This window comes from Nocardioides sp. (assembly GCF_964229035.1).
GTDB lineage: Bacteria > Actinomycetota > Actinomycetes > Propionibacteriales > Nocardioidaceae > Nocardioides.
The window spans coordinates 89,152-111,528 of the sequence record NZ_CAXRAZ010000010.1 but is presented as its reverse complement, the minus strand read 5'-3'; the positions used below and the strand labels follow the sequence as shown (position 1 = coordinate 111,528).

Here is a 22,377-nt window from a genome sequence, read left to right as displayed (position 1 = left end):
TCGGGCCAGAATCGAGTCAGGACACACCGACTCGGGAGGTAGCTGTGGACCTGGATGCACGACGATTCGAGCAGGCGCGGACGGCGATCCGCGCCGAGGCCGATCGACTTGCCGAATGTCGTGATCGCGCCCATCGGCGCGTTATCGGTCTCCTCGACGGCGGCTGGGCGGGGAGGGCGGCCGACGACTTCGCCGAGGCCTGGGGTGCGTGGCAGGCCCAGGCCGCAGCCCTGAGCCAGGATGCTGCCGACACGGCAGCCCTGTTGGCTCTCGCTCGTGCCGACGTCGCCGCGGCCGACGAGTCCGCGGCAAGACGCTCGATTGCCCAGGCACAGCGCCTCGTGCAACGGCTGGGGTGAGCCGTGAGCGCCTACAGCGTGGACCTCACGGAACTCGATCTGACGATGCGGGCACTGGCGCAGGCCCACGGAGAACTGGTGGACGTCGGCGCGCAGCTGGACGGCGCCGCCGACCTCCTCGCCGAGCACTGGCACGGCATGGCCGCGACATCCTTCGCCGAGGCCCAGCGACGGTGGTCCGCGCGCCTGGTCACCGCCACGCGAGCCCTCCATGAACTGCGTGCCGCCGCGCAGCGGGCGCACGGCGCCTACGCGGAGGCAGCCTCCGTCAACCGGAAGGCATGGGAGGCCCTGCGATGAGGATCGCGGTCGATCCGGTCGGCTACGCCACGGCAGCCGAACTCCTGAACGACGCCGGTGATCTCGCCGCTGCAGCACTGGAGCGCCTCCAGCACGGGCTCGCCAGCAGTGGCGCGATGGCCGGCGACGACGCGGCGTCCGAGAGGTTCGCCCGCACCTACGACGACGCTGCCGCGACCGCCGTCGACGCGATGGCCGACCTGGTCGATGCGATCGGCACCGCCGCCACGTTGACCGCGCGCAGCGGCGAGCGCCACAGGCGCGCAGAGACTGCGGCCTCCCTGGTAGCGCGCGACGCCGGCCACCGCGGAGCCCTCGCGCTCGCGCGGCCCACGCGCCAACGACCACCCTCGGCGCTGGGCGCCGACGACCCCGACACGCCTGCCCTGTGGGACCTCGTGGTCGACGACCTGGAGGGCTACACCTGGCCGGGCGCCGACACCCCTCGCCTGCACCACGCCGCGCTCGCCTGGTCGGGCGCGGCGAGCGAACTCGTCGTGGTCGAGCGCCTGATCGGCCATGCCGCCGGAGCACTCGAGGAGCAGCACTCGCCCGAGATCGAGGTCGCCTGCGACGCCTTGCGCGAGCTTCTCCGCCACGCGGTCGACCTCGCCGCGAGCCTTGAGGGCATCGGCCGCAACTGCGCAGGTTTCGCCGATCAGGTCGAGACCACCAAGGAGGTGGTCCGCGGTCTGCTGCAGGAGCTGGCCGTCGAGCTCGGCACCACCGCGGTGATCTCGGGGGTCACCAGCGTCGTCACCTTCGGCGGGGCCGCGGCCGTGGGGGCGGGCGTGGCGGCCGTGCGTGTCGCCGCGAGAGCCCGCGAGATGGTGGCGGCCTTCCGTGCTCTCAGAGCCCTGCACTGCGTGGAAGCGGTGGCGAGGGAGACCGAGGGCCTGGGCCGGATACGGAAGGCGCTGCAGCGATACCGCGATGGCAAGGAGTTGTTGGATGCTCAACGCACCGTGCCTCACCTCGCGCGCATCGACGCACCGCCGCTGACCGCACCGGTGAGGCAGCTCCAGAGCAAGTACAAGCACGCGAAGGAGTTCGACCCCACCATGGAGCCGAACTACAGCCCGCGGAACGCCGCGCTGTTCGAACAGCGACTGAGACAGTTCGTCGAGGGGCCGGGGGTCGTGACTCGCCAGGTGAACTACCGGGGCAATCCGGATGCCCTGGTCACGTTCGACCCGGTGACGGGCAAGATGCTGATGCAACATCCGGACGGCCGCATGTGGTCGAGCTGGCCCCTGAGTCGCAAGCAACTCATCGACGTCATCAACAACGGGCACCTGGGGTGATCCGCCCATGAAAGACCGCGAGCGACGCCGCATGCCGGACGCCATCGCCATCCGCCCGGGCCTTCCTGGGGTGGACTCCGTTCTGGAACTCGCCGATGACTTCTGCCATGGGCGGATGACCACCCGTGAGTTCACTCAGCAGCACTGGAACCTGCGCCGGTGGGTGCTGCCGCCCACCGGTCATCCCCTCGCCCCCTACCTCGACGACCTTCAGCGGATCTGCGAGGGGTACGTCGCGGACCCAGCACTGAGAGAACCGGCTGATCCGGAGGATCACGAGGTGCTCGCCGCTGCCGCATCCGCCCTGCGCGCGTGGCGGGATCTCGGCGGCGACCTACGCCCTCGCTGGCTGCGGAAGCTGGCACTGGGGCGGCGGCATCCAACAGGAATGCGCCGCCTCCCCTCCCGTGGGTGGTCGCGTGCCAGCGATCCGGTCGTGGAACTCCTCCTCGACATGTCGGCCGCTCTCGTGCGTCGGGAACTCACGCCGCTTCGCTTCGTCCGGTCGTACGGGCACGTGCACCGAAGCCTCGACGCCAGACTCGATGAGAGACACGACGCCCTGCTCCAGGATCTCTCCTGGGCCTGCGAGGACTGGGTGCCCGACGACATGACTCCCGAGCCCGGCGAGGTCGACTCCGACGGCCTGCGCGCGGCGGCCGAGCAGATGCTGGAAGCCTGGGCAGCCCTCGATGCGGGAGATCGGTGACCGCGGCGACGATCGCGGCAGCGGGGCTGTGGAGAACGAGCCGCCACCGCGAGGGCTCAGAACCCCGGCGCCGCCCGTTCCAGGATCGGCGCGAGGTCGAGCCCGGCGGGCAGGGTGCCGAACGCGCTGCCCCAGTCGCGGTCGAGCCGGGTGGCGCAGAACGCCTCCGCGACCGCGGCAGGCGCGTACCGCAGCAGCAGACCTGCCTGGAACACGACGGCGATCTGCTCGACGATGCGCCGTGCCCGCAGCTCGATGTCGTCGAAGGAGGTGAGCTCCTTCTTGAGCCGCTCGACAGCGTCGTCGTAGCGGGCGTCGCGACCGGCGGCGAGCTCGGCCTCGACGAAGAACGCGTCGAGCGACTCCGGCTCGCGGCCGATGGCGCGCAGCGCGTCGAGGGCGGCGACGTTGCCGGAGCCCTCCCACACCGAGAGCAGCGGCATCTCGCGGTAGATGCGGGCGAGGTCGAAGTCCTCGGTGTAGCCGTTGCCACCCAGGCACTCGAGGGCCTCGGCCGCCACCGACGGGCCGCGCTTGCACACGTAGTACTTCGTCGCCGCGAGCGCGAGGCGACGAAGCGCCCCCTCGTGGACGTCGCCGCGCACGGCCCGGTCGTTGGCTCCGGCCAGCCGCATCATCGCGGTGGTGGCCGCCTCGGACTCCAGCGCCAGGTCGGCGAGCACGTTGCGCATCAGCGGCTGCTCGATGAGCGCCTTGCCGAAGGCGGCGCGGTGCTGCGCGTGGTGCCTGGCCTGCACCAGCGCCGACCGCATCCCGGCGGCAGAGCCGATCACGCAGTCGAGGCGGGTCATGTTCACCATCTCGACGATGGTGCGCACACCCCGCCCCTCCTCCCCCACGAGCCAGCCGGTCGCGCCGTCGTACTCGATCTCGGAGGAGGCGTTGGACTTGTTGCCGAGCTTGTTCTTGAGCCGCTGGAACCGGATCGGGTTGGCCTCGCCGCCCGGCAGCACGCGGGGCAGCAGGAAGCACGAGAGCCCGCCGGGGGCCTGGGCGAGGGTGAGGAAGAGGTCGCTCATCGGCGCCGAGGTGAACCACTTGTGCCCGACGATCCGGTAGGCGCCGGGCTCGCCCGCGATCGGGGTCGCGGTGGTCGTATTGGCGCGGACGTCGGAGCCGCCCTGCTTCTCGGTCATCGACATGCCCGCGATGAGACCGCGCTTGGTGGCGGGGTCGCGGAGGCCGAAGTCGTACTCGCGGTTGGTGAGCAGCGGCTCGAATCGCGCCGCCAGGTCGGGGTTGGCCCGCAGCGCGGGGACGACGGCGTAGGTCATCGAGATCGGGCAGCCGTGGCCGGCGTCCACGTTCCAGGCGTAGAACTTCGCCGCCCGCGCCACGTGGGCCCCCGGGCGCTCGTCGGCCCACGGGGCCGCGTGCAGGCCGTGGCCGACCGCGGTCTCCATGAGGCGGTGGTAGGCGGGCACGTACTCGACCTCGTCGACCCGTCGTCCGTAGCGGTCGAAGGTGTGCAGCACGGGCGGCACCCGCTCGGCGAGGCGGCCCCACTGCTGGGCCTCGTCGGTGCCGGCCAGGCGCCCCAGCTCGTGCACCTCCGGCAGCGCCCAGGCGGCGTCCTCGCGGGCGAGGCCGTCGAGCAGGGCGGGGTCGGCCGCGGTGTCGTGGCCGAGTAGCGGCGGTGCCTGGTTGAGAACCTCGTGGGTCATGCGGTGATGTTACGCCCAGAGAGTCGATCAACGCGAGAAGCGTAATGTCCCTAGAATCCGACGGTGCCCGTGCCGAAGCCGCTACCCGCTCGGTCGGTGGTGCTCAGCCTGCTCCTCGGCGCCCATCCCGACGACCTCACCGCCGCGGACCTCGTGCGCGCCGGCGAGCACGTGGGCATCGCAGCGAGCACCGTGCGCGTCGCCCTCACCCGCGCCGTGGCCGCCGGCGACCTCGTGAGGGACGACGGCCGCTACCGGCTGGGCGAGCGACTGCAGCGTCGCCAGGAGCGGCAGGACGAGGCGGTGCGCGACGCCGAGCGCAGCTGGGACGGCACCTGGGAGATGGCCGTGGTCGTGGTCGCCGGGCGGTCCGGCCCCGAACGGGCGGCCCTGCGCGAGCGCCTGACCACGCACCGGCTCGCCGAGCTGCGCGAGGGCGTGTGGACCCGTCCGGCGAACCTCCGCCGCCCCCGCGGCTACCTGGAGGAGGTCGTGCTCAGCACCTTCACGGCCGTCCCCGACGAGCCGTCCGCCACCCTCGCCGCCACCCTGTGGGACCTCAACGGCTGGGCTCGCACGGGTCACCGGCTCCTCGAGGAGCTGGCGAGCACCGAGGACCCCGCGACCCGGCTCGCGGCGGCGGCGGGCGTCGTCCGCCACCTCGCGAGCGACCCGCTGCTGCCGGCTCCCCTGCTGCCGCGCGACTGGCCGGCCGCCGAGCTGCGCGCCACCTACGCCGCCTACCAGGCCTCACTGCGCGCACTCGCGGCCGGCAACGCCGGTCGCAGCTGAGCGGTCAGATCCCGTCGGCCTCGGCGGGTGCACCGAACGACGCGAGCAGGGCCCGGGCGCGCAGCGCCGCGTCGACGGCCAGCTCGACGTCGTCGGCGAGCGCGGCGACCGACACCGGGTCGGAGCGCCCGTCGTCGTCACCCGGGCCGTCGGAGGGCTCGGCGGGCCGGGTGAGTGCCCCGACCCGGGCGAGCAGGTCGTCGCGAGGCAGCCCGCGCAGGGCGAAGAGCACGAGCGGTTCGTCGTCCACGAGCCAGCCGAGCTGCGTGAGCACGGCGAGGGCGTGGGGGCACGGGTCGAGGTAGTGGTCGCACGTGCAGGTGCACGTGAACTCCCCGCCGTAGGGCAGCAGCTCGACGCCGGCCTCCTCCGCGTGCTCCACGAGGTCGTGGGGCAGGTCGCCGCCGAGCAGCTGGACGACGCGACCCGACGTCGCAGCCACGACCTCCGCCAGCGCCTGAGCGGCCGAGGCGTCGAGCACGGGCACCGCGACCTGCACCGTCCAGGCGTCGTCGCCGTCGCGCACGGCGGCCAGCACGCTGCCGGCGTCCACGGTGATCGCACCGACCTGGTCGCTGCGCGCGAACGAGCGGCCGCGCTTGAGGTCGCCGTCCGCGTAGGCGGCCTCCTCGACGGCGCGCTGCCAGGCCTTGCCCCACCACGAGCGGACGCCGCGGCGCGGGCCGCTCAGCCGCCGATAGGTGACGCGCGTGTCGCTCACGGCGCGGCCGGTCCGGCGTCGTCGGGGAGGCCCTCGGCGTCGAGGCGCGCGATCGTGGCGGCGCGCCGCTGCTCCTCGCGCAGCGACACGAGGTCGCGCAGCTCGGTATCGCTGAGCTCGGTGAGCGCGGCCTCGCCGCGAGCGAGCACGGCGTCGGCGAGCAGCCGCTTGCGACCCAGCAGTTCGGCGACCCGCTCCTCGACGGTGCCGCGCATCACCAGCCGGTGCACCTGCACGGGCCGGCTCTGGCCGATGCGGTAGGCGCGGTCGGTGGCCTGCTCCTCCACCGCGGGGTTCCACCAGCGGTCGAGGTGCACGACGTGGTCGGCGCGGGTGAGGTTGAGCCCCGTGCCGCCCGCCTTGAGCGAGAGCAGGAACACCGGCACCTCACCGCGCTGGAAGCGCGCGACCATCGCCTCGCGCTCGGCCACCGGCGTGCCGCCGTGCAGGAACTGGTGGACGACGCCGCGCGAGGCGAGGTGCTGCTCGACCAGCCGCGCCATCGCGACGTACTGGGTGAACACGAGCACGGCGCCGTCCTCGGCGAGGACGGTGTCGAGGAGCTCGTCGAGCAGCTCGAGCTTCTGCGAGCGGCCCGCCAGCCGCGCCGAGCCGGCCGACTGACGGAGGAACTGCGCCGGGTGGTTGCAGATCTGCTTGAGACCGGTGAGCAGGGCGAGCACCAGGCCTCGGCGGGCGACGGGGTCGGCCCGCTCGATGCGCTCCATGGAGTCGCGCACGAAGGTCTCGTAGAGCACGGCCTGCTCGCGGGTGAGCGTGAGCAGGTGGTCGGTCTCGGTCTTCGGTGGCAGCTCGGGCGCGATACCGGGGTCCGACTTGCGCCGCCTCAGCAGGAACGGCCCGATCAGCTCGGCGAAGAGCCGCGCCTTGGTGGGCTCGACGCCCGACTCGATCGGCGCAGCCCACGTGCGCCGGAAGGCCTGGCGACTGCCGAGGAGCCCGGGCACCGCCCAGTCGAGGATCGACCACAGCTCGGTGAGCTCGTTCTCCACCGGAGTGCCGGTGAGCGCCACGCGCGCCCGCGAGGAGAGCTTGCGCAGGGCGCGCGCGGTGGAGGTGCGGGAGTTCTTCACGTGCTGGGCCTCGTCGGCGACGACGAGATCCCACTCCACGCCCGCGAGGGTGGCGGCGTCGCTGCGCAGCGTGCCGTAGGTCGTGAGGACGACGCCCTCCCCGAGGCCCTCCAGCGAGCGGGAGCCGCCGTGGAACCGGCGCACCTCGACCTCGGGCGCGAAGCGGGCGAACTCCGCCTCCCAGTTGCCGAGCAGGCTGGTGGGGCACACCACGAGCAGCGGACGCCCGGCGCACAGGGACCGCTCCCGCCGGTGCAGGTGGAGCGCGATCACGGTGATCGTCTTGCCCAGACCCATGTCGTCGGCCAGGCAGCCGCCGAGCCCGAGCGCGGTGAGGTCGGCCAGCCAGGTGAGCCCGTGCCGCTGGTAGCCGCGCAGCTCGGCGCGCAGGCCCTCCGGGGCGGGCAGCGGCTCGCGGGTGGGCGCGGCCAGCACCTGCTCGCGCACGCGGAGCAGGCTCGCGCCGACGACCACCCCCGTGGTGGTGGAGTCGTCGTCGGGCGGGTCGTCGGCGCGGGCCGGGCCGAGCTCGGCGACGCCGGTGAGGGCCGCGCCCAGGGCCTCGGCGGCACCGACCCGGCGGATCAGCCGCTTGCGGGCCCGGGCGGCCACCGAGGGATCGACCACCGTCCACGCGCCACGCAACTTCACGACCGGCGAGGCGGCCTCGGCGAGGGCCTTCATCTCCGACTCGCTCAACGCCTCGCCCGCCAGCGCCACCTGCCAGGAGAAGGCGAACAGGCCCTCGGCGGAGAACGGGCTGTCGTCGAAGGGCGACTCCGGCGCCCCGCCCGCCCCCCGCGCCGGCGCGCGATCGAGCACGACGCGGCTGGTGAGCGCGGGGCCGAGCGAGCGCGGCCAGTGGACGTCGGCCCCTGCCGCACGCAGCGGCCCCACCCGTCCGAGCAGCTCGGCGATCTCCGCGCCGTCGAGCTCGATCTGCTCCGGCACGGCGAGGTCGAGGAAGCGGTCGAGCACCGGCCACACCTCGGCCGCCGCGCGCAGGGCGATGCCGGCATGGATGCGCGCGCGGGGCCCGAACCCGTGGACGTCGGCGCCCGTCGTCCACAGCTCGGCGGCGTCGCGCACGTGGAGCGGATCGCGCTCGTCGTGCACCTGCAGCACGAGCCGCATCGAGGCCGCCTCGAGCTCCTCCTCGTCGGCCTCGACGCGCAGCGAGATGCGGACGAGCTCGGGGAGCGGCTGCTCGGTGAACTGCTCGCCCGCCGGGGCGTCGCCGCCGCCGCGGTCCGCGGCCGCGGCCCGCTCGGCGAGGCGACGCCGCACCCGGGCGGCGAACTCCTCCCCCCGATCGGCGGCAGCGCCTGCCGCTGCGGCGGGCTGATCGGAGGGGGCGGGCTGGGCCGGGGTCGGGCCGGTGCGCGGCGGTCGGGCCCGGCGTCCGCGCTGGGACGGCGCCGCCCGCGGCAGGTCGTCGGCCACCGCCTCGAGCACCCGGACGACGATCGCCTCCGCTGCGGCGACGCGGGCCTCAGCGGCGTCACCCTCGCCCGCGTCACCCTCGCCCGCGACGCCCTCGGCGCGCGCGAGGGCCAGGCGGCGCACCGACTCGCGGTCGTGCTCGTCGAGCGCCACCGGACGCCAGCCGGCGACGGCGGCTCTGGCGTGCTCGGAGGGCTCCGGGAGCTCCGGGAGTTCCGACAACTCGGCGGGCTCGGCGGGGGCGATCCGCCCCGACGCCACGAGGCGCAGCCCGAGGAGCACCGCGCCGCTGAGCAGCGCCACACTGGGATGGGCGTCGCCGCTGGCGTGGGCCCTGCTCAGCACAGGCAGGGCCGCAGCCAGCGGCAGGGTGACCGAGCGACCCCCGACGGCACCGTCGCTGAACTCGATCGACGTCTCGCGCGGCCGGGCCCCGGCGAGCAGTCGCGCCGGGCCGGTGACGGGGACGAAGCTCACCCGGGCACCGTAGCCACCGGGTCCGCCACAAGCCCGATCGCGCGGGCCGTGACGGCCTGCGGTCAGGGCAGGACGGGGCCGGGGCCCGGGGCCGGGTCGAGGTCGTACTCGGCCTGCTGCTCAGCCGCCTTCACCGTGGCAGCGCGTCGGCGCGCCAGCAGAGCGGCACCGAGCACGAGCACCCCGCCCGCGGCGCCGGTGGCGACCGACCACCACGTGGGGTGCTCGACGGCCAGGGCGGCAGCCCCGAGCGGGATGGTGACCGTCGGCATCACGACCGCGAGGACCGCGAAGCCCGAGGCGTCCGAGAACCAGGAGGCCAGCGCCCACAGCAGGCTGAGGCCGCCGGCGAAGGCCAGCACCCACCACACGTCGGAGGAGGAGAAGCCGAAGTCGCCGAAGGGGCTGTCACCCTCGGCCGTGGCGAGGCGGGAGGTGCCGCCCCCACCCTGGATCGCGGGCGACCCGCCGGCGGAGACGTCCAACCCGCTGAACAGTCCGGGGCCGAGGTCGGCGAAGAACGAGCCGAGCAGGCGCAGCACGATGAAGCTGGCCAGGATGCCGACGTAGGCGACGACGCCTGCCACGCCGACGGCCACACCGGCGACGACACGGCTGGGCAGCACCCAACCGATCACCGTGACGAGGACGACGAACGCCGCCACCGCGCCAGCGCCCACGACCACCGAGCTGGCACCGTCGACGCTGTCGGCCACGAGGTCCTCGAAGGCGAGGCCGTAGAGCAGGGCGAGCCCGCCGATCGCGGCGACCACGAAGGCGGGGCGACGCGCGATCACATAGCCGAGCGCGGACAGCCCGGCGAGCAGACCGCCCTCGAGGTAGGCGAACCAGCGCTCGTCGGAGTCGACCCCGACGCCGACCATCGCCACGACACCGAGGATGCCGACGACGCCGGGCCAGGTGACGGCGTCCTCGCGGGCGCGACCACCCGGACGACGCTCGGCCAGGATCGCCGCGACCGCGGCCACGGCGAGGAGGACGACGGTGGCGATCACGCCGGTGGCGAACACGGACGCGTCGAGCTCGCCGTCGGAGCGCGCGCGCACGGTGGAGACCAGCACGGCACCGCCGAGGAGGCCGGCACCGAGCGGTGCCAGGGCTGCGCCGAGGCCCGAGCGCGCGGGAGCCGCCGGGGCCGCGGCGACGGCGGGCCGGCCGGGCTCGCGCGGCCCGTCGGAGCCCTCGTCGAGCGGCAGCGGGTCGTTGACGATCGGAGGACGCGTCGCGAGCGTCGGCGTCGGATCGGTCGAGGTCGCGTCGCGGCCGTCGTCGGGCCGGTGGTCGGCGGTCGTCGGCTGCTCCGCGGGCTGCTCGGGGGTGCCGCCGGCGGTGTCGGCGGTGGTGTCGCCGGAGTCGCCGGTGGAGGGAGCGTCGTCGGTCATGGCGCGACTCTAGGACGCGATCGCCGCGTGGGGCGGGCGGCGCGCGGTGCCGCGGGCCCCCTCACGCCGAGACGCCCAGCACCAGCGGGAGCACGGCGTCGGCGCCGGCCTCGGTGAGAGCCTGCGCGGCCAGGGTGAGCGACCAGCCGGTGACGAGGCGGTCGTCGACGAGCAGCACGCGACGACCGGCGACGGCGTCCGGGGTGTCGAGGCGCAGCGCACAGCGGCGGCTGACCGCGATCACACGCTGGGCGGAGTTGGTGGCCCCGCGGTCGGGCTCGACGCTCGCGTCGACCAGTGCCCAGCGACCGACGACCGGGCGGTCGAGGAAGCGGGAGAGGCCGGCGGCGAGGTCGCCGACCAGCTGCGGGCGCCGCTGCGACTCGGCGACGACGATGGCGTCGATCGCCGGCCGCCACTCCTGCAGCATCGCGACCATGGCCCGCGCCAGGGCGTCGGGCACCGGACCGTCGACGACGCGACCGTCGGGGCCGAGGGCGAAGAGGGCGCGCAGTGCCGAGCCGTGGCCCAGATCGGTGAGTCGGGCGACAGCCCGCCCCTCCTGAGCCGGGGCCTTGATGCGTCCGGAGAGAGACAGGCCCGCTGCAGCGAGGCCGCTCGGCCACTGCTTGCGCGCGTCGATCGGCACGCCCGGACGAGCCAGGCGCTGCGCAGCCTCGTCGACGGAGGACTGGGAGACCTCCTCGGGCAGCGCGAGCCCGCCGCAACGGTCGCAGCGCCCGCACCGCCAGTCCGGATCGGCCAGCACCTCGGGGTCATCCAGCTGCCGGCGCAGGTAGCGCATCCGGCACTCCTCGGTGGCGAGGTAGTCGACCATCGCCTGCTGCTCGGCCGCACGAGCGGCGGCGACACGCTCGTAGCGCTCGGCGTCGTAGGCCCACGGCTGGCCCGTGGACTCCCAGCCGCCGCGCACCCGCCGGACGGCGCCGTCGACGTCGAGCACCTTGAGCATGGTCTCCAGGCGGGTGCGCGAGAGGTCGACCAGCGGCTCGAGCGCGGCCGTGCTCATCGCCCGGCCCTCCGCGGCGAGGACGTCGAGGGTGCGGCGCACGACGTCCTCGCGGGGGAAGGCGAGGGAGGCGAAGTAGGCCCAGATGTCACGGTCCTCCGGTGCCGGGAGCAGGACGACGGAGGCGCCCTCCGGCCCGAGGTCGTGACCGCGTCCGGCGCGGCCCACCTGCTGGTAGTAGGCGACGGGACTGCTGGGGGCGCCGAGGTTCACCACGAAGCCGAGGGAGGCGTCGAAGCCCATGCCCAGCGCGCTGGTGGCCACGAGCGCCTTGACCTCCCCGTCGATCAGCGCCTGCTCGAGCGCGAGCCGCTCGGTCTGCTCGGTCTGCCCGGAGTAGGCCGCCACGGTGTGCCCCCGCGAGCGCAGGTAGTCGGCCACCTCCTGCGTGGCTGCCACGGTGAGGCAGTAGACGATGCCGCTGCCCGGCTGCGCGGCGAGGTGGTCGGCGAGCCACGCGAGCCGTCGCGCCGGATCGGGCAACCGGACGACGCCGAGGCGCAGCGAGGCGCGGTCGAGGCTGCCGCGCAGGACCAGCGTGTCGGCCCCCAGCTGCTCGGCGACGTCGGACGTGACGCGCTGGTTGGCGGTGGCGGTGGTGGCCAGCACCGGGATGCCTGCGGGCAGCTCGTCGAGCAGCGTGCGGATGCGCCGGTAGTCGGGCCGGAAGTCGTGCCCCCAGTCGGAGATGCAGTGCGCCTCGTCGACCACCAGGAGGCCGCAGCTGGCCGCGAGCCGCGGCAGCACCTCGTCGCGGAAGCCCGGGTTGTTGAGCCGTTCGGGGCTCACGAGCAGCACGTCGACCTCGCCGGCCGCGACCCGCTGGTGCACCTCGTCCCACTGGTCCATGTTGGTGGAGTTCACCGTGACCGCCCGGATGCCGGCGCGTTCGGCCGCCGCGATCTGGTTGCGCATCAGCGCCAGCAGCGGCGAGATGATCACCGTCGGGCCCGCCCCGCGCTCGCGCTGCAGGAGGGTGGCCACGAAGTACACCGCCGACTTGCCCCACCCCGTGCGCTGGACGACGAGCGCGCGGCGGCGCTGCTCGACGAGCGCCTCGATCGCCGTCCACTGGTCGTCGCGCAGACGCGCGTCGGGGCGACCCACCAGCGCGCGCAGGTGCTCCTCGGCACGGGGGCGGAGCGAGGCGGTGGCGGCGGGGGAGGTCATACCGGGTGTCTATCAGCCACCCCCGACGGCGAGGCGGGCGTCGTCCACAGGGCGGGGGTGCGGGGGCATCCGCGGCGCGGCAGCAGGCGGGCCGATGCAAGAAAGTTCACGAAGCGAACGTCTGCAGTCCGCGATGCGGACATTTTCTCGAATCTGTTCACCGTTTTGGTGAACCCGGCTACTGTTCTTCTTGCAGCCGCTGGTGACCCGAGACGCCAGCGGCTGCTCTACTTTTTCCGCACCGTGCGCTGGCGTGTGCCATGACCACCCGTCACTCTCGATCGGCTGCGACGACGCGACCCACCGGCCAAGCTGGGCCCATGTCCCATGCCCGCCCTCGGCGCACCCACCGGAACCCCTCGGCCGCGGTGCTCGCTGCGGCCGTCGTCCTCGCGCTCGTCGCTGGCAGCGGCGGTGCGGTGGCCGGCGCCCTCATCACCGGCAAGCAGATCAAGAACGAGTCCGTCACCGGCGCCGACCTGCGCAACGGCACCGTCGGCAGCGCCGACATCGCGGATCGCAGCCTCGGCAGCCAGGACGTCGCCGACAGTTCGCTGGGCAGCCAGGACGTCGCCGACCCTGCCGCACCGTCGACGGCGTGCCCCCAGGGCGCCTGGACCGTGCGGACGCACGTGCGCCTCACCGACGGGTCGATCACCGCGAGCGACGAGCCATTCGTCTTCCAGATCGGCTGATTCGCCGGACACACCGGGCCTCCGGACCGATGCTGGCCCCATGCACTCCCGTCCCCGCCGCACCGGCGGCGCCCGCTGACTTCCGTCCATGGCGCTGCTCGCCGCCGTCGTCCTCGTGGTCGCCGCCGGAAGCGGCGGAGCCGTCGCCGGCGCCCTGATCACCGGCAAGCAGATCAAGAACGAGTCCGTCACGGGCGCCGACCTCAAGAACGGCACGGTGACCGGCGTCGACCTCAAGGACGGCGCCCTGAGCGGCGCTGAGGTGCGCGACGGCTCCCTCGGGCTCGGTGACCTCTCCGCCGCCGCGCGAGGGCGGCTGGGAGGTCTGCTCCTCGCCAGCGTCGCGGTGCGGGCCGACGGGTCGGTCCGCACGATCCGCACCGCGCCCGGGATCGGAGTGCGCGTCGATCACGACGTCGAGGGCATCTACTGCATCTATCTCATCGATGCGGCGGGACGCACCGTCGCCACTCCCACGACCACACCGATGACCGTGGGCATCGACGGCCGCGACAACCCGGTGGCGCCCGCGCTCCGCCTGGTCAGTCAGGAGGTCATCATCGGCTGCAACGACGCCTTCGGCGTCATCACCCGCAAGACCTCCTTCACGCCGGAGGGCCAGCCCATCGACCTGCAGTTCAACCAGCCGTTCACCGTGCAGATCGGCTGAGGCCGAGGCGTAGGCGCGGCCGCGGTCCCGACTGGGAGGAGGAAACTGGCACTGGGACGACGGAACTCCCTCGTCCCAGTGCCAGTTTCACCGGCCGGCCGGTGAATCCGCCACCGGCGGCCGCCCGCTCACCAGATCCGCACGCGCTCCTCGGGATCGAGCCAGAGGCCGTCGCCGGGGGCGGTGGCGAAGACCTCATGGAACTCGTCGAGGTTGCGCACGATGTTGGCGCGGAACTCCGGCGGGCTGTGGGGGTCGATGGTGAGGTACTGGCGCTCCTGCTCCTCGCGGCGCTTGGTGCGCCACACGTAGGCCCAGTTAACGAACAGCTTCTGCCGCTCCTCCGTGGTGGCCTCGCGGCCCTCGCCCGCCACCGCGATGAGGTAGGCGGTGTGGGCGATGGTGAGGCCGCCGAGGTCGCCGATGTTCTCGCCGACGGTGAGCGAACCGTTGACCTTCTCACCCGGCAGGTTGCGCGGCTCGAAGCCGTCGTACTGCTCGATGAGCGCCTTGGACTTCACCTCGAAGGCGGCCTTGTCGGCCGGGGTCCACCAGTCGTTGAGGTTGCCCTCGCCGTCGTACTGCGCACCCTGGTCGTCGAAGCCGTGCCCGACCTCGTGGCCGATCACCGCGCCGATGCCGCCGTAGTTCTCGGCCGGGTGGGCGACGGGGCTGAAGAAGGGCTTCTGCAAGATGCCGGCCGGGAAGCAGATCTCGTTGGTGCCGGGGTTGTAGTAGGCGTTCACGGTCTGCGGCAGCATGAACCACTCGTCGCGGTCGACCGGCGAGCCGATCTTCAGCAGCTGCCGATCGGTCTCGAAGGCGGAGGCGGCGTGCACGTTGGCCACCAGGTCGTCGGGGACGACGACGAGCGCGCTGTAGTCGCGGAAGCGCTCGGGGTAGCCGATCTTGGGCCGGAAGGTGGCGAGCTTCTCGTAGGCCCGCTCCTTGGTCTCCTCCGTCATCCAGTCCAGGCGGCTGATCGACTGGCGGTAGGCCGCGAGCAGGTTGGCGACGAGCTCGTCCATCATCGCCTTGGACGACGGCGGGAAGTGCCGCGCGACGTACTCGCGCCCCACGGCCTCGCCCATCGCGCCCTCGACGAAGGCCACCGCGCGCTTCCAGCGCGCCCGCAGCTCAGGGGTGCCCGAGAGGGTGCGGCCGTAGAAGTCGAAGTTCGTCTGCACCAGCTGGTCGGTGAGGTAGGGCGCGGCCGAGCGGAGCACGCGGGTCAGGAACCACTCGCGCAGCGTCTCGATCGGCGTGGCCTCCAGCACCTGCGAGAGGTGCTCGAAGTACGACGGCTGGCGCACCACGACCTCGGCCAGCGTGGCGTGCTGACCGTCGAGGTGGCCGCCGAGGTTGGTGATGTAGGCGGTCCAGTCGAAGGCCGGGCACAGCTCGCGCAGCGACTCCTCGGTGAGGAGGTTGTAGGTCTTCTGCACGTCGCGGGTCTCGGCACGCTCCCAGTGCCCGCGGGCGAGCTCGGTGTCGAGGTCGAGCACCCGCTGCGCGGCGGCAGCGGGGTCGTCGTGCCCGCCGATGGTGAGCATCGTCGTCAGGTACGCGGTGTAGGCGGTGCGGATCTCGGCGAACTTCTCGTCGCGGTAGTACGACTCGTCGGGCAGCCCCAGGCCGCCCTGGGTGAGGTGGAAGAGGTAGCGGTCGGAGGCCTTGGAGTCGGTGTCGATGTAGGAGCCGAAGAGGCCGTAGCCACCCACGCGCTCGAACTCGCCGAGGAAGGCGGCGACGTCGCGGACGTCGCGCAGCGCCCCGACCGCGTCGATCAGCGGCTGGACGGGGGCGAGGCCGGCCGCCTCGACGCGCTCGGCGTCGATGAAGGAGTTGAAGAGGTCGGCGATCTTGCGCGCGTCCTCGGGCACCGAGCCGGAGGCGGGGTCGGCGGCGAGGTCGGTGATGATCTCGCGCACGTGCTCCTCGGCCTGGTCGGCCAGCTGCACGAAGGGGCCCCAGCTGGAGCGGTCGGAGGGGATCTCGGTCTCGTCGAGCCAGGTGCCGTTGACGTGACCGAAGAGGTCGTCCTGCGGACGGATGGCGGGGTCCATGCCCGGACGGGCGTCGTCGAGGATGCTCACGCGCTCGAGCCTAGCCAGCACCGCCGACCCGGCGCCGGGTCGGCGCCGACCGGCCGCGATCTGCGGGACTCCGGTCCCGATTCCCCACCCGCCTCCTCAACCACCGCACCCGGGCCCCGATGGCGGGGGACATGGCTCCGACGACGCGCTCCCGCGACGTCCACCCGCCCCGAGCCGCCCGCCGGGGCCGTGGACGGCGACTGCTCGTCGTCCTCGTCGCCACGGCGTCGGTGCTCGTGGGGACGACCGCAGCGGTGGTCACCGTCGGCACCCCCGCCCGCGCGGACGACGCCTCGGTCACCACCAGCACCAGCACCGGCACCAGCACCAGCACCGACCTCCGCCCCGTGGCCGCGACCGCGGTCCCGCGGGTGGTCGGCGGCCAGGGCCGTCCGGCTGCGGCCCGCGCCCTCGTGCAGCGCGTGCTCGAGGGGCAGGTGCTCGCCCTGACCAACCGAGAGCGGCGCCTGCACGGCTGCGCGAACCTGCGGTCCTCGCGCGCCCTCATCGTCTCGGCCCGACGCCACACCGTGGCGATGGCGGCCGCGGGGACGATGTCGCACCAGCTGCCGGGCGAGCCGTTCTTCTCGGCGCGCATCACGAACGCCGGCTATCGCAACTGGCGCCTCGTGGCGGAGAACATCGCCCAGGGCTTCAGTGGCCCGGTGGCGGTGGTGAAGGCCTGGATGGGCAGCCCCGGCCACCGTCGCAACATCCTCGACTGCCGGTTGCGCGACCTCGGGGTGGGCGTCGTCCTGCTCAACGGCGAGCTGTGGTGGACCCAGAACTTCGGCTGGCGCTGAGCCATCGGCGCACCGGTCCCGCTGTCCTAGTCCTTTCGGACTAGGACGCCGAGGCGTTCGTCCCCTCCTGGCCACAGGTGGTGGCGTCCCGATTCACCAGGACCCACGATGGGTCCATGGTCCCGCCCGCCAGCCTCGTCCCGACCGCGCAGCGCCCGCACCTGCGGTGGCGCAGCACCCGCACCGCGATCGCCGGCCTCGCCGCCGCGCTCGCCACGGTCCTCGCCGTCAGCGTGCTCGGTGCCGCGGCGCCGGCCCAGGCGGCCACGGGAGTCGCCGGCAGCGGCCCGACCGGGGAGCGCGTGGTCGCTCGCACGCTGGTCGGCGACACGATCGCGGTGATCAACAAGGCCCGCGCCCGCGCGCGCTGCGTTCCCCTGAAGTCCCACCCCGCGCTCGTGCGCTCGGCCACCGCCCACAGCAAGCGGATGGCCACCCGACGCCAGCTCAGCCACCAGCTGCCCGGCGAGCCCTCCTTCGACCGGCGCATCGCGGCCGCCGGCTACCGGGCCAAGAGGGCGAGCGAGGCGCTCGCCTCGGGTCCCCGCACCGCCCAGCAGGTCGTCACCGCGTGGCTCAACAGCCGCGTGCACCGCGCGATCCTGCTCGACTGCTCGCTGCGCGACGTCGGCATCTCCGTGTTCGCCGGCGGCAACACCACCTGGTGGACGCTCAACGCCGGTCGTCGCTGACCGTCCCGGCAGGCGGATCGGCGCAGGCGGCTGGGCTCAGGCGGCTGGGCGCAGGCGGCTGGGCTCAGGCGGCTCCGCGCAGGCGGACGACGAGCTTGCCGAGCGCAGCGCGATCGTCCATGTCCTGCAGCGCCCGGGCGAACTCCTCGGCGGCGTACACCTTGCCGATGGGCGGGCGCACGTGGCCGGCGGTGATCATCGGCAGCAGTCGGGCCCACTGCTGCTGGAGGTAGCCGGGCGTGGCGAAGGCGTAGGCACCCCAGCCCACGCCGCGCACGTCGACGTTGTTCAGCAGCAGCCGGTTGACCTTGACCTCGGGGATGCCCTGGCCGGCCGCGAAGCCCACCACGAGCACGCGCCCCTGCGGTGCCAGTGAGCGCAGCGAGTCGGTGAACGAGTCGCCGCCCACCACGTCGAGGACGACGTCGACCCCGCGCCCGCCCGTGAGCTCGCGGACGGCGTCGCGGAATCCCTCGGCGAGCACGGTCTCGTGGGCTCCGGCGGCACGGGCGAAGGCCGCCTTCTCCTCGGTGCTCACCACCGCGATGGTGCGCGCTCCGAGCGCGCGCGCCACCTGCAGGCTCGCCGTGCCGACACCGCCCGCGGCACCGTGCACCAGCACCGTCTCGTCGGGGCGCAGACCGCCGCGCTCCTCGAGGGCGAAGAGGGCGGTCAGGTAGTTCATCGGCAGCGCCGCGGCGGCCTTGAAGTCGATCTCCTCGGGCAGGGCGAAGAGGTAGTCCGGCGACATGGCCACCCGCTCGGCCGCCCCGCCGTAGGCGAAGACCCCGGCCACCCGGTCGCCCCGCGCGAAGCCCGGACCCGAGACGACGGTGCCGGCGAAGTCGACGCCGAGGGTGAAGGGCGGGTCCGGGCGCAGCTGGTACTCGCCGCGGCTCAGCAGAAGGTCGGGGAAGGAGACCCCCACGGTGTGCACGTCCACGAGCACCTCGTGCTCGGCGGGCGTGGGCTCGGGCACCTCGTTGACGACGACGTCGCCGGGGCCGGTGGTGGTGACGACCTGGATCGCGCGCATGCCCCGCACGCTACGCCGTGCCCGGTCGCTACTCGACGGGGCGCTCGGCCAGCGCGGCCGCCACCTCGGCCACCCACGCGAAGGAGGCCTTCGGGGTGCGCTCCCCCGTGGCGTGGTCGACGTGGACGAGCCCGGTGCGCTGGCTCATCCCGTCGGCCCACTCGAACCCGTCGAGAAGGGGGACGTAGACGCCGCGCACGTCGACGCCGCGCTGCGCCGCCTCGGCCACCGCCCGCAGGTGGGCGGCGAGGTACTCGATGCGCGGGGCGTCGTCCACGTGGCCGGCGGCGTCGGGCCCGGTGGCGTAGGCCGGCGTGAGCCCGGTGACGACGATCGGCGGCACTGCTGCGCGGAAGCGGGCCCGCATCATGATGAGGAACTCGCGCAGGGCCTCCGGCACCACCGGGCGGTCGGCGTCGGTGAAGGGATGGCCCAGCACGAGGCGCTGCTCGACCGGCAGCGGGGCGTCCTCCGCGGCGGCGGCCACGCGCAGCGGGTGGTCGTAGGTGATGCCGTAGAAGTCGAGCGGCTGGCGCATGGTCGCCAGGTCGCCGTCCCGGATGACGTCCTCGCAGAGCAGCTCGAGGTCGGGCGAGTAGCGCCCCAGCAGCATCCCCTCGAGGTAGTGCCCGTTCCAGAGGAGGTCGTAGAGCTTGGCCGCGCCGACATCGGCGGGGTCGTCGCTGGCCGGCCACACCGGGGCGTGGTTCGTGGCGCAGCCGACCGACAGGGCCCCCGCCGCGCGCAGCGCGATGGCGGCGCGCCCGTGGGCCACCAGCAGGTGGTGCGCCACCACGATGGCGTCGAGGCCCAGCTGCCGCCCCGGCGCCTCGGTGCCGACCACGTATCCCGACCGCGTGACGACGTTGGGCTGATCGACCGGGATCCAGTCGCCGACCCGGTCGGCCAGGCGCTCGCCGACGATCGCGGCGTACTCGGCGAAGCGGTCGATGGTCGCGCGGTTGAGCCAGCCGCCGTCGTCCTCGAGGCCCTGGGGGAGGTCGCGGTGCAGGAGGGTGACGACCGGGCGGACGCCGACCTCGAGCAGGCCGTCGACGAAGCGGTCGTAGTGGTCGAGGCCGGCGACGTTGACCGGGCCGCGACCGCCGGGCTGGACCCGCGACCACGCCACGGAGAAACGGTGGGCGGGCGCACCGAGCCGGCCCAGCAGCCGCAGGTCGTCGGCGCGGCGCCGGTAGTGGTCGGAGGCCACCTCGCCGGTGCTCGCGTCGACGATCGCACCGGGCACGCCGCAGAAGGTGTCCCACACCGACGGTGTGCGGCCATCGTCGTCCACGGCGCCCTCGACCTGGTAGGCCGCGGTGGCCGTGCCGAGCACGAATCCCCCGGGAAGCCGCTGGCCGAGCCAGGCGGGATCCAGCTCCGGGCGTTGCGCGCGCTCGTTCACGATGCTCCACACCCTCTCGCGTCGCCGTCACCACCGGCAACGCGCCGACCACGTCCCTGCCGCCGACCTGCACAATCTGACACGTGAGTGTCGAGATCCGCAGAGGTTCCGAGAGGTTCATCGAACGCGAGGGGCGTCGGTTGAGCCGTCACGCGTTCTCCTTCGGGCAGCACTACGACGCCGAGCGCCTCTCCTTCGGCCCGATCGTGTGCCACGACGACCACCTGCTGGGTCGCGGGGCCGGCTTCAGCGAGCACGAGCACCGCGACCTCAACATCGTCACCTGGGTGGCGCAGGGCGCCCTCGTGCACACCGGTGACGACGGCGAGCCGGTCGTCCTGCCGGCCGGCACCGCCGCGGTGCTGCGCACCGGCGAGGGGGTGCGGCACGCCGAGATCGCCTCGGACGACGGCCCGTGCCGGTTCGTGCAGGTGTGGCTCGCGCCCCGTCCCGACGCGGCCGACGCGGCCGACGCGGCCGACGCGGCCGGTGCCGAGGTCTCCTACGCCCACGCCGCCATCGCGGCCGAGGCCGGCTCGGGCCTCGTGCCGGTGGCCTCGAGCGTGGACGACGCCCCGCTGGGGCTGGGCGTGCCGGGCGCGCGTCTCGGCCTCGCCCGGCTCGGCGCGCACGAGCGCCTCCTTCTGCCCGCGGCCGCCCGCGTGCACGCCTACCTGGTCAGCGGGGCCCTGCTGCGCTCCTCCCTCGCGGAGCCGCTGGCCGCGGGCGACGCCTTCCTGCTCGTCGACGAGCCCGCCCACGAGGTGGTGGCCGCGGTGCCCACCGAGCTGCTCGTGTGGAGCTTCGAGGCCTGAGTCGCACGCCGGTGCGAGGCCGGTGGGGGCCGCGCTTCAGGGGATGAGCACCCCGGGGTTGAGCACCCCCGCGGGGTCGAGGCGCGCCTTGACCGCTCGCAGCACCTCGACCCCCACCTCGCCGATGCCGGCGGCCAGCCACGGACGGTGGTCGGTGCCCACGGCGTGGTGGTGGGTGATGGAGGCGCCGGCGCGCACGATGGCCTCGCTGGCGGCGGCCTTGGCCGGCAGCCAGCGCGCGAGCGGGTCGCCGCCGCCGGGCGTGGCCACGGTGAAGTAGAGCGAGCAGCCGGTGGGGTACACGTGTGAGATGTGGCAGAGCACGAGCGTGCCCTCGCCGAGCTCGGCCTCGAGGGCCGCGCGGACGTCGCGGTAGAGCCGCTCGCGGTTGCTCCAGAAGGTCGCGGTCTCCAGCGTCTCCACCAGCACGCCGACGTCGAGCAGGTCGTCGCGCAGGTAGGGGCCGGCGAAGCGGCCCTCGGCCCACGCCGCCCCGGGACCCTCGCCGAGCGGGGTGCCTCCCATGGCCTCGAGGACGTCGCGCACCGCGGCGCGCTTGGCGGCCACCGCCGCCTCGGTGCCCTCGAGGCCGACGATCATCAGGCAGCCGCCCGACGGTGCCGCGGCCTCCTGCCCGGCGCCGACGCGCCCGGGGTCGGCCAGGTTGATCGCCGTCTCGGACTCGTCCGAGAGCCGCAGGACAGTGGGCAGCAGGTCGCTCTGGGCGAGCGCGCGCATCGCCTCGGCGCCGGTGGTGAAGTCGGGCCAGTGCCAGCCCTCGTAGACGCGCACCTGGGGCAGGGGGCGCACGCGCACGGTCACCTCGGTGATCACGCCGAAGGCACCCTCGGAGCCGAGGAAGAGCTGGCGCAGGTCCGGCCCCGCAGCGTCGGCGGGCGCCGTCCCGAGGCGCACCTCGCCCACCGGCGTGGCCACGCGCAGGCCGACGACGAGGGCATCGAAGCGGCCGTAACCCGCGCTCGACTGACCGCTCGAGCGGGTGGCGGCGAACCCGCCGATGCTGGCGTACTCGAAGGACTGCGGGTAGTGGCCGAGCATCAGGCCGTGCTCGGCGAGCAGCGCCTCGGCCTCGGGGCCGCGCAGGCCGGGCTCGAGGGTCGCCGTGCTCGCGACCGGGTCGACCGCGATCAGTCGTCGCAGGCCGCCGAGGTCGAGGCTCACCACGCCGGCGAGGTCGCCGCGGTGCGCCACCAGGCCGCCGGTTACCGAGGTGCCGCCGCCGAAGGGCACCACCGCGACCCGCTCGCGGGTGGCCCAGGCGAGCACCTGCTGCACCTGGTCGTGGTCACCGGGGCGGACGACGACGTCCGGCGCGTCGTCGAGGTCGCCCTCGCGCTGGCGCAGCAGGTCGGGGGTCGACTTGCCGCGGGTGCGCAGGCGGCGGACGGCGTCGTCGGTGCGCACGGCGTCGGGCCCCAGCAGCGCCTCGAGCTGCTCGCGGTGGGCGGGGGCGAGCCGGCTCGGCGGCAGCTCGACCTCGGCGGCCGCCGGGCGCGGGTGCAGCCCGAACGCCAGCTCGACCAGGGCGCGCGCGCTCTCACCGAGACCCGGCGCGTGATCGGGGTCACCCCAGCGCGTGGGCGGCATCTCCGGCTGGTGTCGTTCGGGCGAGGGTGCGGCGGGGAGGGGGCGTTCCACCGCTAGAGTGTGACAC

19 protein-coding genes are annotated in these 22,377 nt (G+C 74.1%); 10 read left to right on the top strand and 9 right to left on the bottom strand.

Features of this window, described 5'->3' with window-relative positions; all coding sequences use genetic code 11:
* The first annotated feature begins 44 nt into the window (after positions 1 to 44).
* The 4 genes from ACERUN_RS03930 to ACERUN_RS03915 are packed head-to-tail and all read left to right on the top strand — an operon-like array spanning position 45 to position 2,672.
* Positions 45 to 359, top strand: a complete 315-nt coding sequence (locus ACERUN_RS03930) for a WXG100 family type VII secretion target (RefSeq protein ID WP_370288423.1) — start codon at positions 45 to 47, stop codon at positions 357 to 359.
* Positions 360 to 362: 3 nt separating this feature from the next.
* The gene (locus tag ACERUN_RS03925) at positions 363 to 659 is read left to right on the top strand and encodes a WXG100 family type VII secretion target (protein ID WP_370288422.1); all 297 of its coding nucleotides are present in this window, start codon (positions 363 to 365) and stop codon (positions 657 to 659) included.
* Positions 656 to 1,963, top strand: coding sequence for a colicin D domain-containing protein (locus ACERUN_RS03920; protein WP_370288421.1), 1,308 nt, complete (start codon positions 656 to 658; stop codon positions 1,961 to 1,963). The genes ACERUN_RS03925 and ACERUN_RS03920 overlap by 4 nt, the downstream gene beginning before the upstream one ends.
* A gap of 7 nt (positions 1,964 to 1,970) precedes the next feature.
* Positions 1,971 to 2,672 (top strand): hypothetical protein, encoded by a 702-nt coding sequence (locus ACERUN_RS03915; protein ID WP_370288420.1) that lies wholly within the window; start codon positions 1,971 to 1,973, stop codon positions 2,670 to 2,672.
* A 56-nt stretch (positions 2,673 to 2,728) separates the two neighbouring features.
* Here the strand turns inward: ACERUN_RS03915 and ACERUN_RS03910 are convergent, their stop codons facing one another.
* Positions 2,729 to 4,357 (bottom strand): acyl-CoA dehydrogenase family protein, encoded by a 1,629-nt coding sequence (locus tag ACERUN_RS03910; RefSeq protein WP_370288419.1) that lies wholly within the window; start codon positions 4,355 to 4,357, stop codon positions 2,729 to 2,731.
* Positions 4,358 to 4,420: 63 nt separating this feature from the next.
* Here ACERUN_RS03910 and ACERUN_RS03905 point away from each other — a divergent pair, with 63 nt between their 5' ends.
* Positions 4,421 to 5,149 (top strand): PaaX family transcriptional regulator C-terminal domain-containing protein, encoded by a 729-nt coding sequence (locus tag ACERUN_RS03905; protein ID WP_370288418.1) that lies wholly within the window; start codon positions 4,421 to 4,423, stop codon positions 5,147 to 5,149.
* A 4-nt stretch (positions 5,150 to 5,153) separates the two neighbouring features.
* Here the strand turns inward: ACERUN_RS03905 and ACERUN_RS03900 are convergent, their stop codons facing one another.
* From ACERUN_RS03900 to ACERUN_RS03885, 4 genes are all read right to left on the bottom strand, one after another.
* The gene (locus tag ACERUN_RS03900) at positions 5,154 to 5,870 is read right to left on the bottom strand and encodes an SWIM zinc finger family protein (protein ID WP_370288417.1); all 717 of its coding nucleotides are present in this window, start codon (positions 5,868 to 5,870) and stop codon (positions 5,154 to 5,156) included.
* Entirely contained in the window at positions 5,867 to 8,884 is a 3,018-nt protein-coding gene (locus tag ACERUN_RS03895; RefSeq protein WP_370288416.1) for a DEAD/DEAH box helicase, read from the bottom strand. The genes ACERUN_RS03900 and ACERUN_RS03895 overlap by 4 nt, the downstream gene beginning before the upstream one ends.
* Positions 8,885 to 8,946: 62 nt before the next feature.
* The gene (locus ACERUN_RS03890; protein WP_370288415.1) at positions 8,947 to 10,287 is read right to left on the bottom strand and encodes a hypothetical protein; all 1,341 of its coding nucleotides are present in this window, start codon (positions 10,285 to 10,287) and stop codon (positions 8,947 to 8,949) included.
* Between the two features lie 61 nt (positions 10,288 to 10,348).
* The gene (locus ACERUN_RS03885; RefSeq protein ID WP_370288414.1) at positions 10,349 to 12,487 is read right to left on the bottom strand and encodes a DEAD/DEAH box helicase; all 2,139 of its coding nucleotides are present in this window, start codon (positions 12,485 to 12,487) and stop codon (positions 10,349 to 10,351) included.
* A gap of 320 nt (positions 12,488 to 12,807) precedes the next feature.
* Between ACERUN_RS03885 and ACERUN_RS03880 the strand changes: the two genes are divergently transcribed.
* Together ACERUN_RS03880 and ACERUN_RS03875 are read left to right on the top strand one after the other, a co-directional pair.
* Positions 12,808 to 13,182 (top strand): hypothetical protein, encoded by a 375-nt coding sequence (locus tag ACERUN_RS03880; RefSeq protein ID WP_370288413.1) that lies wholly within the window; start codon positions 12,808 to 12,810, stop codon positions 13,180 to 13,182.
* 88 nt (positions 13,183 to 13,270) lie between these two features.
* Positions 13,271 to 13,852 (top strand): hypothetical protein, encoded by a 582-nt coding sequence (locus tag ACERUN_RS03875; protein WP_370288412.1) that lies wholly within the window; start codon positions 13,271 to 13,273, stop codon positions 13,850 to 13,852.
* 128 nt (positions 13,853 to 13,980) lie between these two features.
* On the opposite strand, the gene ACERUN_RS03870 is transcribed toward ACERUN_RS03875, so the two are convergent.
* The gene (locus ACERUN_RS03870; protein ID WP_370288411.1) at positions 13,981 to 15,948 is read right to left on the bottom strand and encodes a M13 family metallopeptidase; all 1,968 of its coding nucleotides are present in this window, start codon (positions 15,946 to 15,948) and stop codon (positions 13,981 to 13,983) included.
* 131 nt (positions 15,949 to 16,079) lie between these two features.
* Between ACERUN_RS03870 and ACERUN_RS03865 the strand changes: the two genes are divergently transcribed.
* Positions 16,080 to 16,751, top strand: coding sequence for a CAP domain-containing protein (locus ACERUN_RS03865; protein WP_370288410.1), 672 nt, complete (start codon positions 16,080 to 16,082; stop codon positions 16,749 to 16,751).
* 116 nt (positions 16,752 to 16,867) lie between these two features.
* Positions 16,868 to 17,443: a CAP domain-containing protein gene (locus ACERUN_RS03860; RefSeq protein ID WP_370288408.1), complete on the top strand. Its 576-nt coding sequence runs from the start codon at positions 16,868 to 16,870 to the stop codon at positions 17,441 to 17,443.
* Between the two features lie 64 nt (positions 17,444 to 17,507).
* On the opposite strand, the gene ACERUN_RS03855 is transcribed toward ACERUN_RS03860, so the two are convergent.
* Together ACERUN_RS03855 and ACERUN_RS03850 are read right to left on the bottom strand one after the other, a co-directional pair.
* The gene (locus ACERUN_RS03855; RefSeq protein WP_370288407.1) at positions 17,508 to 18,479 is read right to left on the bottom strand and encodes an NADPH:quinone oxidoreductase family protein; all 972 of its coding nucleotides are present in this window, start codon (positions 18,477 to 18,479) and stop codon (positions 17,508 to 17,510) included.
* 28 nt (positions 18,480 to 18,507) lie between these two features.
* Entirely contained in the window at positions 18,508 to 19,887 is a 1,380-nt protein-coding gene (locus ACERUN_RS03850; protein WP_370288406.1) for a glycoside hydrolase family 1 protein, read from the bottom strand.
* A gap of 140 nt (positions 19,888 to 20,027) precedes the next feature.
* Here ACERUN_RS03850 and ACERUN_RS03845 point away from each other — a divergent pair, with 140 nt between their 5' ends.
* Positions 20,028 to 20,702, top strand: coding sequence for a pirin family protein (locus ACERUN_RS03845; RefSeq protein ID WP_370288405.1), 675 nt, complete (start codon positions 20,028 to 20,030; stop codon positions 20,700 to 20,702).
* A gap of 36 nt (positions 20,703 to 20,738) precedes the next feature.
* Here ACERUN_RS03845 and ACERUN_RS03840 read toward each other — a convergent pair whose 3' ends face one another.
* Positions 20,739 to 22,361 (bottom strand): FAD-binding oxidoreductase, encoded by a 1,623-nt coding sequence (locus ACERUN_RS03840; RefSeq protein ID WP_370288404.1) that lies wholly within the window; start codon positions 22,359 to 22,361, stop codon positions 20,739 to 20,741.
* Positions 22,362 to 22,377: the final 16 nt, after the last annotated feature.

Excerpts from the sequence above, each read along its gene's own strand:
- ACERUN_RS03885 (WP_370288414.1), bottom strand. The coding sequence starts at position 12,487 with ATGACCTCCCCCGCCGCCACCGCCTCGCTCCGCCCCCGTGCCGAGGAG.
- ACERUN_RS03890 (WP_370288415.1), bottom strand. The coding sequence starts at position 10,287 with ATGACCGACGACGCTCCCTCCACCGGCGACTCCGGCGACACCACCGCC.
- ACERUN_RS03875 (WP_370288412.1), top strand. The coding sequence starts at position 13,271 with ATGGCGCTGCTCGCCGCCGTCGTCCTCGTGGTCGCCGCCGGAAGCGGC.
- ACERUN_RS03860 (WP_370288408.1), top strand. The coding sequence starts at position 16,868 with ATGGTCCCGCCCGCCAGCCTCGTCCCGACCGCGCAGCGCCCGCACCTG.
- ACERUN_RS03855 (WP_370288407.1), bottom strand. The coding sequence starts at position 18,479 with ATGCGCGCGATCCAGGTCGTCACCACCACCGGCCCCGGCGACGTCGTC.
- ACERUN_RS03920 (WP_370288421.1), top strand. The coding sequence starts at position 656 with ATGAGGATCGCGGTCGATCCGGTCGGCTACGCCACGGCAGCCGAACTC.
- ACERUN_RS03865 (WP_370288410.1), top strand. The coding sequence starts at position 16,080 with ATGGCTCCGACGACGCGCTCCCGCGACGTCCACCCGCCCCGAGCCGCC.
- ACERUN_RS03915 (WP_370288420.1), top strand. The coding sequence starts at position 1,971 with ATGAAAGACCGCGAGCGACGCCGCATGCCGGACGCCATCGCCATCCGC.
- ACERUN_RS03910 (WP_370288419.1), bottom strand. The coding sequence starts at position 4,357 with ATGACCCACGAGGTTCTCAACCAGGCACCGCCGCTACTCGGCCACGAC.
- ACERUN_RS03880 (WP_370288413.1), top strand. The coding sequence starts at position 12,808 with ATGTCCCATGCCCGCCCTCGGCGCACCCACCGGAACCCCTCGGCCGCG.